The organism is Methylocystis sp. WRRC1, assembly GCF_020733155.1.
Taxonomy (GTDB): Bacteria; Pseudomonadota; Alphaproteobacteria; order Rhizobiales; family Beijerinckiaceae; genus Methylocystis.
On sequence record NZ_JAJFZJ010000001.1, the window covers coordinates 2,370,416 to 2,386,742 of the forward strand.

14 protein-coding genes, 1 pseudogene and 1 riboswitch are annotated in these 16,327 nt (G+C 64.2%); of the genes and pseudogenes, 10 read left to right on the forward strand and 5 right to left on the reverse strand.

Features of this window, described 5'->3' with window-relative positions:
- Positions 1-4 precede the first annotated feature (4 nt).
- Positions 5-67: riboswitch (Fluoride riboswitch) on the reverse strand.
- On the reverse strand, positions 37-300 hold the full coding sequence (locus tag LG047_RS11425) for a hypothetical protein (protein WP_227966787.1): 264 nt from the start codon (positions 298-300) through the stop codon (positions 37-39). (Overlaps the previous riboswitch by 31 nt.)
- Positions 301-550: 250 nt before the next feature.
- Between LG047_RS11425 and LG047_RS11430 the strand changes: the two genes are divergently transcribed.
- The 3 genes and pseudogenes from LG047_RS11430 (at position 551) to aqpZ (ending at position 3,895) form a co-directional block, all read left to right on the forward strand.
- Positions 551-2,299, forward strand: coding sequence for an outer membrane protein (locus LG047_RS11430; protein ID WP_227966789.1), 1,749 nt, complete (start codon positions 551-553; stop codon positions 2,297-2,299).
- Positions 2,300-2,650: 351 nt separating this feature from the next.
- A pseudogene (locus LG047_RS11435) lies at positions 2,651-3,022 on the forward strand (HdeD family acid-resistance protein); the annotation flags it as partial.
- 171 nt (positions 3,023-3,193) lie between these two features.
- Positions 3,194-3,895 (forward strand): aquaporin Z, encoded by a 702-nt coding sequence (gene aqpZ, locus LG047_RS11440; RefSeq protein WP_227968481.1) that lies wholly within the window; start codon positions 3,194-3,196, stop codon positions 3,893-3,895.
- 110 nt (positions 3,896-4,005) lie between these two features.
- Here the strand turns inward: aqpZ and LG047_RS11445 are convergent, their stop codons facing one another.
- The 3 genes from LG047_RS11445 to LG047_RS11455 all read right to left on the reverse strand — a co-directional run bounded on the left by LG047_RS11445 (position 4,006) and on the right by LG047_RS11455 (position 8,199).
- Positions 4,006-4,494, reverse strand: coding sequence for a chemotaxis protein CheW (locus LG047_RS11445; RefSeq protein ID WP_051134291.1), 489 nt, complete (start codon positions 4,492-4,494; stop codon positions 4,006-4,008).
- Positions 4,494-6,110: a methyl-accepting chemotaxis protein gene (locus LG047_RS11450; RefSeq protein ID WP_227966791.1), complete on the reverse strand. Its 1,617-nt coding sequence runs from the start codon at positions 6,108-6,110 to the stop codon at positions 4,494-4,496. The genes LG047_RS11445 and LG047_RS11450 overlap by 1 nt, the downstream gene beginning before the upstream one ends.
- A gap of 514 nt (positions 6,111-6,624) precedes the next feature.
- Positions 6,625-8,199, reverse strand: coding sequence for an NAD(P)/FAD-dependent oxidoreductase (locus LG047_RS11455; RefSeq protein WP_227966793.1), 1,575 nt, complete (start codon positions 8,197-8,199; stop codon positions 6,625-6,627).
- 130 nt (positions 8,200-8,329) lie between these two features.
- On the opposite strand from LG047_RS11455, the gene msrB reads away from it, so the two are divergent.
- On the forward strand, positions 8,330-8,731 hold the full coding sequence (gene msrB, locus LG047_RS11460; protein ID WP_227966794.1) for a peptide-methionine (R)-S-oxide reductase MsrB: 402 nt from the start codon (positions 8,330-8,332) through the stop codon (positions 8,729-8,731).
- A gap of 142 nt (positions 8,732-8,873) precedes the next feature.
- On the opposite strand, the gene LG047_RS11465 is transcribed toward msrB, so the two are convergent.
- Complete coding sequence (locus LG047_RS11465; RefSeq protein WP_227966795.1) at positions 8,874-9,221, reverse strand: hypothetical protein; 348 nt, start codon at positions 9,219-9,221, stop codon at positions 8,874-8,876.
- Between the two features lie 181 nt (positions 9,222-9,402).
- On the opposite strand from LG047_RS11465, the gene LG047_RS11470 reads away from it, so the two are divergent.
- The 6 genes from LG047_RS11470 to LG047_RS11495 all read left to right on the forward strand — a co-directional run bounded on the left by LG047_RS11470 (position 9,403) and on the right by LG047_RS11495 (position 16,314).
- On the forward strand, positions 9,403-11,139 hold the full coding sequence (locus tag LG047_RS11470) for a formate--tetrahydrofolate ligase (protein WP_227966798.1): 1,737 nt from the start codon (positions 9,403-9,405) through the stop codon (positions 11,137-11,139).
- Between the two features lie 94 nt (positions 11,140-11,233).
- A complete protein-coding gene (locus LG047_RS11475) occupies positions 11,234-12,427 on the forward strand; it encodes an aminotransferase class V-fold PLP-dependent enzyme (protein WP_227966799.1) in 1,194 nt (397 codons plus the stop codon).
- Positions 12,428-12,523: 96 nt separating this feature from the next.
- A complete protein-coding gene (locus LG047_RS11480; protein WP_036284905.1) occupies positions 12,524-13,465 on the forward strand; it encodes a D-2-hydroxyacid dehydrogenase in 942 nt (313 codons plus the stop codon).
- A 127-nt stretch (positions 13,466-13,592) separates the two neighbouring features.
- A complete protein-coding gene (locus tag LG047_RS11485; RefSeq protein ID WP_227966801.1) occupies positions 13,593-14,453 on the forward strand; it encodes an NADP-dependent methylenetetrahydromethanopterin/methylenetetrahydrofolate dehydrogenase in 861 nt (286 codons plus the stop codon).
- Between the two features lie 14 nt (positions 14,454-14,467).
- Positions 14,468-15,100, forward strand: coding sequence for a methenyltetrahydrofolate cyclohydrolase (gene fchA / locus LG047_RS11490; RefSeq protein ID WP_227966804.1), 633 nt, complete (start codon positions 14,468-14,470; stop codon positions 15,098-15,100).
- Between the two features lie 41 nt (positions 15,101-15,141).
- Complete coding sequence (locus LG047_RS11495; RefSeq protein ID WP_036284914.1) at positions 15,142-16,314, forward strand: malate--CoA ligase subunit beta; 1,173 nt, start codon at positions 15,142-15,144, stop codon at positions 16,312-16,314.
- Positions 16,315-16,327: the final 13 nt, after the last annotated feature.

Here is a 16,327-nt window from a genome sequence, read left to right on the forward strand (position 1 = left end):
GCGGATGCAAGTAGGAGTCATCAGCCCCGGGGGCGGTTACAAGGTGAACTCCATCACCTCTTTAATCTTAAACGAGAGCCGCCCGGGCTTGTCAACCTGCGTAAAGCGCCGGTCCAGCTGGCGGGGAAAAGCGCCAGAGCGGCGGCGCCACTTGCATGCTCCTCGACTACGAACCCTCGTTCGCGCCGGTTCTTGAACGCGCAATATCGATAGGGCCGTCGTTTCCATATCCGGCTCGAAAAGCTTTGCGCCGTCCGGCCGCGCGCCGCGGGCAAGCGACGGAGGTTTGACGACATTCATCGCCGCGAGCTCCTGTCGCCGCGGTTTTCCATGCAGCAAGCCCCTCGGAGAGGGCGCCGCCCCACGCGGAGCTTCGGATTTCGCCTGTGGCCAATTTGCCACGCGCCTTCGCAAAAATTCCGCAGCCGCCAGGAAACGCGATCGACGACGCTGAATTTTGAGTAAACTCAAGGTTGAGTATGGCAATCATTTCGTGCGCCGCTTGCGCGGCGTCCCCCGCCCCGACGCTGCATTACCGGGATGTTTCGTGATGTTCTCCGGAAAATCCATTACGAGCCGCTTCGCCGCCTGCGCCCTGACATTCGCCGGTTTCTGCGCCCCGGCTTCGGGAGCGGACCTGCCGTCGTTCAAAGAGGCGCCGGTCGCGCCGCCGCCGGTCTTCACCTGGACGGGCCTGTACGTCGGCTTCAACTTCGGCCACACGTGGACGGCGAGCGATCCGGTTTCGATCGGCTCCCTAAATCTGTTCGATCTGTCGGGGGCGGGATTCGGGCCAGCGTCGGCCCTCGGCGCCACGGGCGTGGTCGATGCGCGCCTCGGCGGTTATTTTTTCGGCGGGCAGGCGGGTTACAACTGGCAGTTCTCCGAAAAGCTGATCGCGGGTTTCGAGGCCGACATTCAGGGGGCCGGCGTGCGCGGCGGCGGCCATCTCGCCAGCATCCTGCCGGCGCCGGCCGGCTTCGCGGTCTCGGGAGTCAAGCTCAGTCGCGGTCTCGAATATTTCGGCACGGTGCGTGGACGCTTCGGCTACGCCGTCACGCCGACCTTCATGGCCTATGTGACGGGCGGCCTGGCCTATGGCGGCGTCACCGCTGATTCGGCGATCAGGCAAAGCCTCACGCCGTCGCTCCTGCTCGCGGAGCCGGGGAAGCTCGATTATTTCGACAATCGCGTCGGCTGGACGGTCGGCGCGGGCGGCGAAGTGGCGCTCTCCCGAAATCTCAGCGCGAAGCTCGAATATCTCTATTACGATCTCGGCGGCGTCACGCTCTCGACCCCGTCCTATTTTCCCCTCACCTTCAGCGATGTCCAGACGAAGGCGCTGACCCTCGCCGACGCGTCGCGCTATACGACGCGATATAATGGCCACATCCTGCGCGCCGGCCTCAACTATCGCTTCGACTGGAGCATTCCTGAAACCCCCGGCTCGTCCGCGACGCCGCTCTTCGCGAGCCCGCAATTCGCCATGGCCGAGAAGCCGGCCCCGGCCGACTGGAGCCTGAGAGTCATTCCCTATCTCTGGGCGCTCAACACCAATGGCTCGTTGAAATTGCGCGATGAATCGCTCGCCGCCAACACGACGATCATCGACGCCATCGCCAAAAGCAGCTCTTTCCCGCTCCCCTTCATGGGACGCGTCGAATTGAGCAACGGACCCTGGTCGGCCTATGGCGATTTCGTCTGGACGCAGATGCGCTTCTCGGGTTCGACGCTGACCCTGCGCTCGCCTGTCGCGGACATCGCGCTCGCCCTGAATTCCGGCGGGCATTTGCGGCAGACATTCGCCGTCGGGGAAGCTGGCGTCGGATATGAACTCGCGCGTTTCAGCTTGATGAGCGCGCCGCAGTCCGTCACCTCTTTCGACGCTTACGCCGGCGCGCGTTATGTCTATCTGGGCCTCGATCTCACGCTCGACGCCCTCGGCGCCGTGAATTCGTCGGCGCTCGGGGCGCAGGCGCTCATCGCGCGCAATATCGAGAGCAAAGCGCGGATGGAATGGGTCGATCCCCTCGTCGGTCTGCGCATGCGCCACAGTTTCGCGCCGGGCGACGCTTTCGAGCTGCGGGGCGATGTCGGCGGTTTTGGCGCGGGAAGCAATTTCAGCTGGCAGGCCTATGGCGGCTACACCCATGATTTTGAATTCGAGGGGGTGAAGCTTGCCGGCCTGATCGGCTATCGCGCGCTGAGCCTCGATTATTCGAAATGGGTCAAGGGAAGGGAAAACGGGGTCAACGCCATTTTCCACGGGCCTGTCGTCGGCGTCGGCGCGCGCTTTTGATGGACGATCGACGCCCGGCGCCCTCGTCTCGGAGCGGTTTCGACGCGGCCCATTCATGACAGAATCACTCGGACAGGCAACTGGACGCCGCCGACCGGCGTCTTAGGTTACGTCGGGGCGCGTGCGTCTTGCCCTGTGGAAAGGACGCCGCTCCCGCGCCGTAGCAAGATTAAGCGCAACCTCTGGTTGCAAATGATTGCGCGGCGCTGTTATTTTGTTGCGGCGCAGCGGCACCTTTGGACGCGCCAGGATTTTTTCAAGGAGGATGCGGATATGTCGAATTTCTCGCCAACGGATGTTATCGCGCCGAGGGGGGCTGAAACCGCGCCGCTGCGTGAAAAATGGGGCTGGATGGTCGCGTTCGGCGCCGTGCTGGCGCTCGCGGGCTTCATCGCCCTGGGCAGCGTCGTGACGGCGACTTTCGCCAGCGTCTTCGTCGTCGGAATCGCGATGATCGCCAGCGGCGTCGTGGAGATGATCTACGCGGTCGTCGTGCGCTCCTGGAAGAAATTCTTCCTTTGGTCGCTCATCGGACTTCTCTATGTGGTCGCCGGCGTCGGCGTCGTCGAGAACCCGCTGTTGGCCGCGAAGTTCCTGACGCTTTTGATCGGCTCGGGCCTGATCGCCTCCGGGCTGGTGCGCACCTTCCTCGCTTTTCAACTGCCGAAGGAGGCCCCTTGGGTTTTCGTCGCGCTGTCGGGCGTCGTCACGCTGTTGCTCGGGCTGCTGATCATCATGCAGTGGCCGGTCTCCAGCCTCTGGGTGCTCGGCGCGTTTCTGGGCGTGGATCTGATTTTCGCGGGATCGAGCTGGATTGGAATGGGACTTTCTCTCAAGCGCGGCGAACCGGCCGGCCGCTTGGGCGTCATTGGAGATGAAACCGGGAGCATCGTTATGCAAAGTGGATTTGGTCGCAAGCTTTTCGCCGAGTTTCTCGGCACGTTTTGGCTCGTCTTCGGCGGTTGCGGCAGCGCGCTGATCTCCGCCGGCTTCCCGCAGCTCGGCATCGGCTTCACGGGCGTCGCTCTCGCATTCGGCCTGACCGTGCTGACCGGCGCCTACGCCTTCGGGCATGTGTCGGGCGGGCACTTCAATCCGGCGGTTTCGCTCGGTCTCGCCGCCGCGGGCCGCTTCTCCTGGAAGGAGCTCGGGCCATACTGGATCGTGCAGCTTCTCGGCGCGACCTTCGCCGCCTTCGTGCTACTGAAGATCATGCAGGGAAACATCGACTTCTCGCTCGCCAACGGCTTCGCTGCGAATGGTTATGACGAACATTCGCCCGCCGGTTTCACGATGCAGTCGGCCCTCATCATCGAGACCGTGCTGACGGCCTTCTTCCTTCTCGTCATCCTCGGTGTGACCGAAGGACGCGCTCCCGTCGGCTTCGCGCCCCTGGCGATCGGTCTGGCGCTGACGCTGATCCACCTCGTCGACATCCCGGTCACGAACGCCTCGGTCAACCCGGCGCGCTCCACGAGTCAGGCGCTGTTCGTCGGGGGCTGGGCCATGGAGCAGCTATGGCTGTTCTGGGTGGCCCCGCTGCTGGGCGGGCTGATCGGCGGCGTCGTCCATCGCTTCACGCTTGCGGAAAACTGAGCGGGACGCGGTTTCGCTTTCCGCAACATGACTGCGGCGCGGTTCGGCTGATAGACCGGACCGCGCCGTTTCGTTTTGAAATCATGGCGCGCCAGAGACGGCGCAAAGGGTCATGCGAGGGCCTCGGCGATCGCATCCGGCAGATTGGCCGGGATGAGTTTCTCGACCGAGAGAACGCTGATGAGATCGTCATCTCGCGGGATCAGCCCGCGCAGAACTTTTCCCGAAGACGTCGAGGCCGTCTCCGGCGCCGCCTGAATTGCGTCGGGCGCGATTTCGAGAATCTCGGACACCGAATCGACGAGATAGCCGACATCCTGGCCCGGCGACTCGATCACGATGACCGCATGCCGGGACGTGGGTTCGATCTGCGTGAAGCCCAGACATGCGGCGAGATCGATGACCGGCAGCACGGCGCCGCGCAGATTGACGACGCCGCGGACGTGTTCCGGCGCGAGCGCCAGCGGCGTCGCCGGCGTCCAGCCACGAATTTCCCTGACCGACATGATGTCGACGCAGAAGCGTTGCGCGCCCAGCATGAAGGCCACGAATTTGACCGCGTCGCCGCTCATGACGGCCTTGTCTGTCTGTTTCTGCATCAGAATTCCTCCCAGTTCTCTTCATCGGCGAGGGGCGCGGTCTTGCGGACGGCGCCGGCGTTCGAGACATGTTTGAGCGCCGGCGCGCCGCGACTCCTTTGGACGGAGGCCGGGACGGCGCCGCTCTTTCGATCCGGATTCTGCACGCCGACGCCAAATCCGGCGACGAGTTCGACCATCGCTTGCGTCTGCCGCCGCAGGCCTTGCGTCGCCGCGGTCGTCTCCTCGACCATCGCGGCGTTCTGTTGTGTGTTCTGGTCCATGCTGGAAATGGCGACGTTGATCTCCCGGACTGTCGTCGCCTGCTCTCTCGCATCGCCTGAAATGTCCCTGACGAGACCGTCGACCTCCCTGATCTGATCGACCATTCTGGAGAGCGCCCTGCCGGTCCGATCGACGAGTTCGACGCCTCTGGCGACTTGGGAGGAGGAGGCCGAGATGAGCGACTTGATCTCCTTCGCGGCCTCGGCGGAACGCTGGGCGAGCGATCGCACTTCCGAGGCGACCACCGCGAAACCCCGTCCCGCCTCTCCCGCCCGCGCGGCCTCGATGCCGGCGTTGAGCGCGAGAAGATTTGTCTGGAAGGCGATTTCGTCGATGACGCCGATGATCTGGCCAATGTCAGCTGATGATCTGTCGATCAGGCCCATGGCTTCGACGGCCTCTGCGACGATTGCGCTGCTCGACTGGGCGTCGTCCTTCATGGCGCTGACGATGCTGCTCGCGCTGGCGGCCCCGTCGGCCGCGCGCTGCGCCGTGCTCGTGACCTGCTCCATGGCGGCCGATGTTTCTTCCAGCGCCGCCGCCTGTTGCTCCGTGCGCCTGGAAAGATCATCGGCGGCGGCGGCGATCTCGTCGGTCATCGCGCCGATTTCCCCTGCGTTGCCGGTGATTTCGGAGACCGCGCCCTCGAGCAGTTCGAGCGCCCTGTTGAAATCGTTCTGCACGCCGGCGTAGGCCTCGGGCATATCGTCGTCCACGCGACACGTCAGGTCTTTCGACGCAAGCTTGCCGAGCGCGGCGCCGATGGAGTTCGTCACGAGCGCGCGTTCGCTCGCCTTCGCTTCCGCTTCGCCCTTCAGACGCGCCTCCTCGACGGCGTCGAGATAGACGGAAATCGCAATATCCATGTCGAGCAGGACGGCCTTGACGAGAGAGGCGAGCGCGGCCCCGATCTCCGCGCCCGTTTCCCTGCTCCCGCGCTGGAAGAGACTTCCCTTCGGCCAGACGTCGGCGACAATGGACGCAATGAGATGTTCCAGGATCAGCGCATAGCCGCCGATATACCAGCGCGGCTCCAGCCCGATGCGGGCGTGCGCCATGCCGATCGCGCGCACATTGCTGGCAAAGCGGTCGTCGAAATTGCCGGAGCTGATCGATTCCCAGTGACCGATCTGCGCTTTCCGGGCGCCGGCGAGATGCGCGTCGTCCCGGAACAGGCGGCGCATCTGCGGCGTCGCCCGCACGGTCGCGTAGAATTTGTCGAGCGCAACGGGAAGCTCGCGTTGGACGACAGGCTGGAGGCGACGAATGGACTCGGATGCGGATTGGTCTAGCCCGATGAAAGACATGCGTTCTGCAAGGTCGACGTTCATTTGAACGGGAGGAGAATTCATTGCCGTCATTTTCCTGGTCTGTGAGATCGGAAAGCGTCGCTCCACTTTGGCTTCATCAGGAGGATCAAAGGCCTTCAACCGGGAAGCCGGTCGCGTCGCTCCACGGGAAGAGACGCTGCGTCAATCGGAGGGAGCGCGCGTCGCGCCCGCGACCTTCAAAGGCGTCGCGAGGGCGTCCCGTCTCAATTTCTTTCTTGATTGGTCACTTCATTCCGGTCGCGCCGGCGCGATCTGGCGGCTTCATGCCTCCGGGCGGCGGCTGAAAATCACGCCCCCGGCAAATCGATGTCCCGCTTTAACGGTCAGGATCTTTTATAACCGCTTCTGATTAACGTAGTCTTTTACACACTTCGTTGAAAAAGGCGCGCAGCCGCGTTTTCGGCCTGCCCGCGAGCTTTCGTTCTGCCTCGGAAAGTGGACGCAACGAAATGACGCGTAATGGCGCCATCAATTTAAATGCTAGCTGGGCGCCGGGCCGCGTTTAAACCGCAGCCCCGCTTCGATTATTGTGAGTTCATCCTTCGGCGCCGGCGGAAAGTCGCCTCTCGGCCATTCGCGCGGCCTCCGCGCCGGAGAGCATCGCGCCATTGAAGCCATGTTCGCCGCCGAAGGCGGAGGCGAGATAGAGCCCCTGAATGGGCGTCGCCGGCGTGCGCGGAAAGCCCGACAGAATCGGCTCCTCGGCCGGCAGGGCGGCGAAACCGTAGACCGCGCCCTCGGGCGTGTTGAGATAGCTCGACATGGAGAAAGCGTTGAGCAGCATGCGCGACGTCACGAGCTTGGAGAATCCCGGATAGTCGCGCTCCAGCGACGCCTGGATCGCGTCGAGCCAGCGCTCGCGGCGTTCGAGCGCCGTTTCCTTCGACATGCCTTTCCAATTGTCGAGCCGATCGAGCCCCAGCACGCTGAGCAGGATCGGCGGCTCGTCCCAGAGGCCGGAATCCACGGCCGTGAAATTCGCGATCGTGTGCAGCGGCAATTCGCCTTTCGGCACGTCCGCCATCGCGGAGGCGCCGTCGCCATATTGATCGAAGCGCTGCATGCCGTCCGGCATCACGATGGTCGAAAAATCCTTCAGACCGACGGTCGAGGGTTTCGCGCTGAGGCCGAAATTGGCGGAAAACAGCGAGGTCGAAAGACGGCGGGCCCCGAAGGCTTCCTCCATCTTTGCGCGCGCGGGAGCGTCCATCATTGCGGCCGCGACGGAGGGCGCGCAATTGGCCATGACGACACGCGCTTCGACGCGTTCCTCATTGTCGCCGGCGCGTCGAGCGACGTGACGGATCGCGACGGCGTTCCCCTCCGCATCGGTCTCGATCTTCGTGACGAGGCGGCCCATGCGCACGACCCCGCCGCTCTTTGTGATGACCTTCGCCAGCTTGAGGCTCAGTTGCCGCGAGCCTCCCTTGATATAGGCGCCGCCGGAGGCGATGTAGCCGCCCTGCGCGAGCGCGTAAAATATCCACCACAGATTGCGCGGATCGTCGCCATAATAGGCGAGATTGGCTCCGAGCGCGCATTTCAATCCTTCCGCGCCGGCGAAGTCGCGCGTGAAAATCTCGTCGAGCGAATTCTGCCAGCCCGCGGCGGCGGGCGCGACCTCCCAGAGCCCTCGCGTGAATTTGGCGAGCGAGCCTTCCGCGCGCGCCTGTTTCAGCGTCCATATGGCGTCGTGGATCTGCTCCACCTCGCCGAGGAAGCGCTTGATGGCGGCGCGCTTGTCGGGGAAACGCGCGGCCAGCGCCTCATACGCGGCCTCGAATCCACAGGGAAGCTCGAAGGCTTCGCCGATCGGGCCGCCGCGAACCTTGTAGAGCGGTCCGGTCGGCTGCCATTCGATCTCGTTCAGAATTCCGAGCTGGCTCAATATGTCGTGCTTCACGTCTCGCGGATTGCGCGCGTCGGACGTCTGGTGCAAAGAGGCTTCGATCGAAAGATCGCCAACCTTGTAGACCGAGGCGGCGCCGCCGAGGCTGAAGTTTCGCTCCAGCAGACAGACGCTGTATCCGGCGTGCGCCAGCAGCGCCCCCGCGGTGAGGCCGCCAAGTCCGGAGCCGATCACCACGGCGTCGAATTTCTTGTCTGTCATTGGAGCGTCGTCGCCTCATTCTTCGTCTCGCCGCATATAGACATGCGGGCGCGCTCTGGCCAAAGCCGGAATCCGCTCCAACATAGCATGGCGCGACGCTTGGTCGCGGTCCCCCTTCGAGGAAGCGTCAATGAGCGATGAAAGCTTTCCGGTCACGCGCAGCGACGAGGAATGGCGCGCGCGCCTCACGCGCGAGCAATATGAGGTGATGCGCGGCCACGGCACCGAAAGGCCGGGGAGCTGCGCCCTCAATCACGAGAAGCGGCGCGGCGTATTTCAATGCGCGGGCTGCGATCAGCCCCTGTTTCGCTCGGGGGAGAAATTCGACAGCGGCACGGGCTGGCCGAGCTTCTTCGATCCTCTGCCCGACGCGCTGGGCTCGACGGTCGACCGCAGCTACGGCATGATTCGCACGGAAGTGCACTGCAGCCGTTGCGGCTCGCATCTCGGCCATGTCTTCCCTGACGGTCCGCCGCCGACAGGGCTGCGCTACTGCATCAATGGCGTCGCGCTGAATTTCATTCCCGAATGAAATGAGTCGTCGATACAGCTTTGCGATAGGCCGATAGAGTCAACCCTGCGACAGCGCCTGCGACAAAATATTTTTGTGCGTATCTCGGAAACGGGTCTCGCCCGCCCTTAACCTCCATGGCCGGATAGGCATGGGCGGGCCTTCAATTCGATCGTGGGACGGAAAGCTTCGCAAGACAGCCCATCACATCGGACTTGGCCGTGCCGGGAAAAGCATAAATTTTCCAAACTTTTTTACCCTTTGGACATCGGTAATTCAAAGCCAGTCTTTTCGGGCGGGTCATGGGTAGGCATGGCGCCCGGCTTGTCGAATATGCGACATCGCCCGGCGCGTCGTCGCGAGAATGGGCGCCGTTGCAAAATTCATGACGAATCCCGCACGCCGCCGCATGGCGGCCCGCTTGACGCGCAATTTTGATTCCCGTCATACGAAACTCGCGGAACTGGAATTTGACGCGAGACGGGCGCGCGGGCGGCGGCACCTGCGGCAAGCGGCGCTCTTGATGCGTAAACGGTAACTAACTACGGTCGCGGAAAAAGGCTGGAGCCTGACGTGAAATCAGGCGATCGGCCCGGCCGCGGGGGGTGGCGCGGCGCGCCGCTGTTCGCTCCAGACGACCGAATAAATTTCCAGGGCCTGTGCAACGCAGGCCCGAGAGGGAGTGGAGCTATATGTCGTCAACAACGTCAGCCGCCGCGCCGGGCGCGAGCGGAAAAGACAACCAGCATCTCGCGCCCAAGTCGGACATCGAGATCTCCCAGGCCGCCAAGATGCGGCCCATCGTCGATGTCGCGCGCGACAAGCTCGGCATCCCCGCCGAACATGTGCAGCCCTACGGCCATTACAAGGGCAAGATTTCGCTCGATTACATCGCCTCGCTCGAAGGCAAGCCCGACGGCAAGCTGATCCTCGTCACCGCGATCACGCCGACCCCCGCGGGCGAGGGCAAGACGACCACCACGGTCGGCCTCACCGACGGCCTCAACCACATCGGCAAGAAGGCGCTCTGCTGCCTGCGCGAGCCGTCTCTCGGCCCGTGCTTCGGCGTCAAGGGCGGCGCGGCCGGCGGCGGCTACGCCCAGGTCGTGCCGATGGAGGACATCAACCTCCACTTCACCGGCGACTTCCACGCCATCGGCGCGGCGAACAATCTGCTCGCGGCGCTGATCGACAATCACATCTACTGGGGCAATCAGCCGGCGATCGACTCGCGCCGCGTCAGCTGGCGCCGCGTCGTCGACATGAACGACCGCGCCCTGCGCTCGGTCGTTTCGTCGCTCGGCGGCGTCGCCAACGGCTTCGCCCGCGAGGACGGATTCGACATCACCGTCGCGTCGGAAGTGATGGCGATCTTCTGCCTGGCGTCGAACTTCGCCGATCTCCAGCAGCGTCTCGGCAACATCGTCGTCGCCCAGACGCGCGACAAGAAGAACGTGCGCGCGAGCGAGGTGCATGCGGCGGGCTCCATGGCCGCGCTGCTCAAGGACGCCATCGCGCCCAACCTCGTGCAGACGCTCGAGAACAACCCGGCGATCATCCATGGCGGCCCCTTCGCCAACATCGCCCATGGCTGCAACTCGGTCATCGCCACCAAGGCCGGCCTCAAGCTCGCCGACTATGTCGTGACGGAAGCCGGCTTCGGCGCCGATCTCGGCGCGGAGAAGTTCTTCGACATCAAGTGCCGCAAGGCCGGTCTCAAGCCCGACATCACCGTCATCGTCGCGACCATCCGCGCGCTCAAGATGCACGGCGGCGTCGCCAAGGAAGACCTGAAGGCCGAGAACGTCGAAGCCGTCGAGAAGGGCTTTGCGAATCTCAAGCGCCACATCGGCAACGTGCGCAAGTTCGGCGTGCCGGTGCTCGTCACGGTCAACAAGTTCTCGTCCGACACTCCGGCCGAGATGGCGGCGCTCGACAGGCTCTGCAAGAACGAGGCGGTCGAGTGCGTCGTGGCGGACAATTGGGGCTCCGGCGGCGCGGGCGCGGCGGATCTCGCGACGGCGGTCGTCAAGACGATCGAGACGCAGCCGTCGAACTTCAAGCCGCTTTATCCCGACGAGACGCCGCTCGCCGAAAAGGTGCGCACCATCGCCAAGGAGCTCTATGGCGCCGCCGACATCTCCTACGACGCGAGCATCAAGGCGCGATTTGCGGAGCTGGAGAAAGAAGGCTTCGGCAATTTCCCCGTCTGCATCGCCAAGACGCAATACAGCTTCTCGACCGACGCCAATGCAAAGGGAGCGCCCTCCGGATTCACCATCCCGATCCGCGAGCTGCGTCTTTCGGCCGGCGCCGAGTTCATCGTCGTGGTCTGCGGCGACATCATGACCATGCCCGGCCTGCCGAAGGTCCCGGCCGCCAACAATATCGCGGTGGACGCGAACGGCCGTATCGCCGGCCTGTTCTAGTCGCCCGCGCGATAGCCAAGAAATCCGCGGCGCCGCTCGTCGGCGCCGCTGGTCGATCATCCTGGAAATCAATCTGCTCGAAAGGAGCCAGCTAATGTTGAATTCCCGCGTCCCCGGTAAGAATTTCCTTTTCGTGCCGGGCCCGACCAACCTTCCCGACCGCGTCGTGCGCGCCATGGCCGTCGCCTCGGAAGACCATCGCTCGCCGACCTTCCCCGATCTGGTGAAGCCGCTTTTCCCCGGCCTGAAGAAGGTGTTCGGCACGGAGAAGGGCCACGCCTTCATTTTCCCGGCTTCCGGCACCGGCGGCTGGGAAGCGGCGATCACCAACACGCTGTCGCCCGGCGACAAGGTTCTCGCCCAGCGCTTCGGCCAGTTCTCCCATCTGTGGATCGACCTGTGCAAGCGTCAGGGCCTCGAGGTGATCGTGCAGGAGCGTCCGTGGGGCACCGGCAATGATCCGGAGCTGATCGAGGAGACGCTGAAGGCCGACAAGAACCACGAGATCAAGGCCGTTCTCGCCACGCACAATGAGACCGCCACCGGCGTGACCTCGGATATCGCCGCCGTCCGCAAGGCGATCGACGCCGCCAAGCATCCGGCGATGCTCTTCGTCGACGGCGTGTCTTCGGTGGCTTCGCTCGAGTTCAAGATGGACGAATGGGGCGTGGACGTCATCGTCTCCGGCTCGCAGAAGGGCTTCATGCTGCCGGCCGGCCTGCTGCTGATGGCGGCGAGCCCGAAGGCGATCGAGAAGGGCAAGACCAACAAGGGTCGCCGCGCCTATTTCGAGTTCCAGGACATGATCGCCCAGAACGCGAACGGCTACTTCCCCTACACGCCGTCCGTTCCGCTGCTCTACGGCCTCAAGGAATCGCTCTCGATCCTGTTCGAAGAGGGTCTCGACCAGGTCTACAAGCGCCACCATCATCTCGCCGAAGGCTGCCGCGCGGCGGTTGCGGCCTGGGGCCTGAAGACCTGCGCCAAGGAGCCGAAGTGGAATTCGGACACGGTGACGGCCATCGTCGTGCCGGAAGGCTTCGACGCCGCCAAGGTCATCGAGACCGCTTACAAGCGCTATAACCTCGCGCTGGGCGCCGGCCTGTCGGAAGTCGCGGGCAAGGTGTTCCGCATCGGCCATCTCGGCGACCTCAACGAGCTGATGCTGCTCGGCGCCATCGCGGGCGCGGAAATGGCGATGCTCGACAACGGCATCAAGATCCAGCCCGGCTCCGGCGTCGCGGCCGCTCAGGCCGTCTTCCGCGCCAATCCGCTGCTGAAGATGTAATCTGAAAATCGCCCTCTCCCTGCCCGCGCAGGGGGAGGGCCTCCGCGTCGCCGCGGAAAAAAGCGCTGAAAAAAGCAAAAGAACCGGGGGAAGTTCATGTCGCACAAAATCGTTTTTCTCGATCGCGAAACGCTCGACGCCAATGTGCGCAAGCCGAATTTCCCGCATGAATATACGGAATATGCGCAGACCAGCCCCGACCAGATCGTCGAGCGCGCGAAGGACTGCGACATCATCATCACCAACAAGGTTCCGCTGCGCGAGGCGACCCTGAAGCAGCTTCCGAAGCTGAAGCTGATCGCCGTCGCCGCCACCGGCACGGACGTGATCGACAAGGCCTATACGACGGCCAATGGAATCACGGTCTCGAACATCCGCAACTACGCCTTCAACACGCTGCCCGAGCATGTCTTCGCGCTGCTCTTCGCGCTGCGCCGCAATCTCGTGAACTATTACAATTCGGTGCGCCAGGGCCGCTGGGGATACGCCAACCAGTTCTGCTATTTCGACTATCCGATCTATGACATCGCCGGCTCGACGCTGGGCATCATCGGCTATGGCGCGCTCGGCAAGGAAGTCCAGAGGCGCGCCGAGGCGCTCGGCATGAAGGTGCTCGTCAACGACGTCATGGACATTCCCGGCAAGGTCGACGTCGCAACGATCCTGCGCGAGGCCGATGTCGTCACGCTGAACATTCCGCTGACCCCGCAGACGAAGAACATGATCGGCGCGAAGGAGCTCGCGTCGATGAAGAAGTCCGCCTGCATCATCAACACCGCGCGCGGCGGCATCATCGACGAGGAGGCGCTCGCCGACGCGCTGCGCAAGGGCGTGATCGCCGGCGCGGGCCTCGACGTTCTCACTGTCGAGCCGCCGAAGAACGGCAATATCCTGCTCGATCCGACGATCCCGAATCTGATCATCACCCCGCATGTCGCCTGGGCCTCGAAGGAGGCGATGCAGGTGCTTTCGGACCAGCTGATCGACAATATCGACGCCTTCGTCGCCGGCAGCCCGCGCAACGTCGTCACGGCGTAAGGCGCGACGCCGACAAGAAACGAAGCGGCGACGGTTTTGAGCGCCGCTTCTGGGAATTCGATTGGCCCGCTGAGGCGGCAATGACGCTTCCGGCCCCGCCCGCGGCCACAAATAGAACGAGACGCAAATGACCAAGAAACTTCTCTTCCTCTTCGACACCGATCCCGTTCCCAGCGTCTTCGACACAGTTGTGGGATATGACGGCGGCGCCGATCGCATCATCGGCTATGGCGGCGTGAACCCGGAGAACGTCGGCGCGCTCGTCGACGGCTGCATCTACACGCGCGGCCCGAAGGAGAAGCAATATACGGCGATCTTCGTCGGCGGCGGCTCCATGACCGCCGGCGAGGCGGTGTTCAAGGCGGTGAAGAAGCGCTTCTTCTCCAACTTCCGCGTCTCCGCCATGCTGGATTCGAACGGCTCCAACACGACGGCCGCGGCCGGCGTCGCGCTGCTCGCCAAGGCGAAGCCGCTCGCCGGCAAAAAGGCCGTGGTGCTCGCCGGCACCGGCCCCGTCGGCATGCGCGCCGCCGCGATGCTGAACATCGAGGGCGCGGAAGTCGCCATCACCTCGCGCCAGCAGTCGCGCGCGGACGCCGCCGCCAAGGCCATTCATGAGCGCTTCGGCTTCCTGCCGGCGGCGATCGAGGCCGTGGACAACGCCGCGCGCGCGCAGGCCGTGAAGGGCGCGCAGATCGTCTTCGCGGCCGGCGCCATCGGCGTGCCGCTGCTCGACGAGAAGGACTGGCAGAACGATCCGACGATCGAACTCATCGCCGACTGCAACGCGCAACCGCCGCTCGGCATTGGCGGCGTCGAGGCGATCGACAAGGCCAAGGAGCGCCATGGCAAGATCGTCATCGGCGCGCTGGGCCTCGGCGGCCTCAAGCTGAAGCTGCATCGCGAATGCGTCGGCAAGCTCTTCGAGAGCGCCGACCAGGTGTTCGACTGCGAGAACATTTACGCCCAGGCGAAAGAACTGGCCTGATTTCGAGGATTGACATGAGCGCTAAGAACGAAACGATCGGCAAATTCCTCGACGAACTCGCCAGCGACGCGCCGACCCCGGGCGGCGGCGGCGCGGCGGCGCTCTCCGGCGCCATGGGCGCGGCGCTCGTGTCGATGGTCTGCAATCTCACGATCGGCAAGAAGAACTACGAGGCCGTCTCCGAGGATCTCAAGAAGACGCTCGCGAAGGCCGAAGAGCTGCGCGCCGAGCTGACCAGGGGGATCGACGAGGACGTGGTCGCCTTCAACACGCTGATGGGCGCCTATGGCCTGCCCCGCGCGACCGAAGAGGAAAAGGCGAAGCGTTCGGAAGCGATCCAGTCCGCGCTGAAGGCCGCGACGCTCGCGCCGCTGCACACCTGCAAGATCTGCTACGACGTCATCGCTCTCTCGAAGGAAGCGGCCGACAAGGGCAATCTCAACGTCATCAGCGACGCCGGCGTCGCCGTGCTGGCGGCCAATGCGGGCCTGCGTTCCTGCGCGCTCAACGTCTTCATCAACGCCAAGTCGATCAAGGACCGCGACTTCGCCGAGAAGCAGCTGGCCGAGGTCAATGCGCTGCTCGCCAAGGCGGCGACGGAGACCGAAGCGGTCTACCAGACGGTGAAAGACAAGATCGGCGGCTGATTTCAGCCGCGCGACAAAAGCATTGCGAGGGGAGGACCGAGATGGACGTCCACGAGTATCAAGCCAAGGAAATTCTGGCGAGCCATGGCGTGGCGATCCCGCCGGGCACCGTGGCGTTCAGCCCGGACCAGGCGGTCTACGCCGCCACCGAACTCGGCGGCTCGCATTGGGTCGTGAAGGCGCAGATCCACGCCGGCGCGCGCGGCAAGGCGGGCGGCGTGAAACTCTGCCGCACCTACCATGAAGTGCAGCAGGCGGCCCGCGATCTCCTCGGCAAGCGGCTCGTCACCTCGCAGACGGGCCCCGAGGGCAAGCCGGTCCAGCGCGTCTATGTCGAGGTCGCCGATCCCTTCGAGCGCGAGATCTATCTCGGTTACGTTCTGGACCGCAAACTGGAGCGCGTGCGCGTCATCGCCTCCAAGCATGGCGGCATGGACATCGAGGAGATCGCCCGCACGGCGCCGGACGAGCTGCTTCAGGTCATCGTCGAGCCGGCCGTCGGCCTGCAACAGTTCCAGGCCCGCGAGCTCGCCTTCCAGCTCGGCCTCAATCTCAAGCAGGTGTCGCGCGCGGTCCAGACGATCATGGGCGCCTATCGCGCCTTCCGCGACAATGACGCGACCATGCTCGAGATCAATCCGCTCGTCATCACCAAGGACGACAAGGTTCTCGCGCTCGACGCGAAGATGTCCTTCGACGACAACGCGCTGTTCCGCCGCCGCAACATCGTCGACATGAACGATCCCTCGCAGAGCGACCCGCGCGAAGCGCAGGCGGCCGAGCACAGCCTCAATTACATTGGCCTCGACGGCGAGATCGGCTGCATCGTCAATGGCGCGGGCCTCGCCATGGCGACCATGGACATGATCAAGCACGCCGGCGGCAATCCGGCGAACTTCCTCGACGTCGGCGGCGGCGCCTCGCCCGAGCGCGTCGCGACCGCCTTCCGCCTCGTTCTGTCCGACCGCCGCGTGAAGGTGGTGCTGGTCAACATCTTCGCCGGCATCAACCGCTGCGACTGGGTGGCGCAGGGCGTCGTCGACGCGGTGCGCGCCGAGAAGCTCGAGGGAGTCCCGCTCGTCGTGCGTCTCGCCGGCACCAATGTCGAAGCCGGCAAGAAGATCATTTCCGAGAGCGGCATTCCGATCATCCAGGCCGATACGCTCGCCGACGCCGCCCAGAAGGCCGTCGCCGCCTATCTGAGCACGAAATAATCGCCGGGGAACG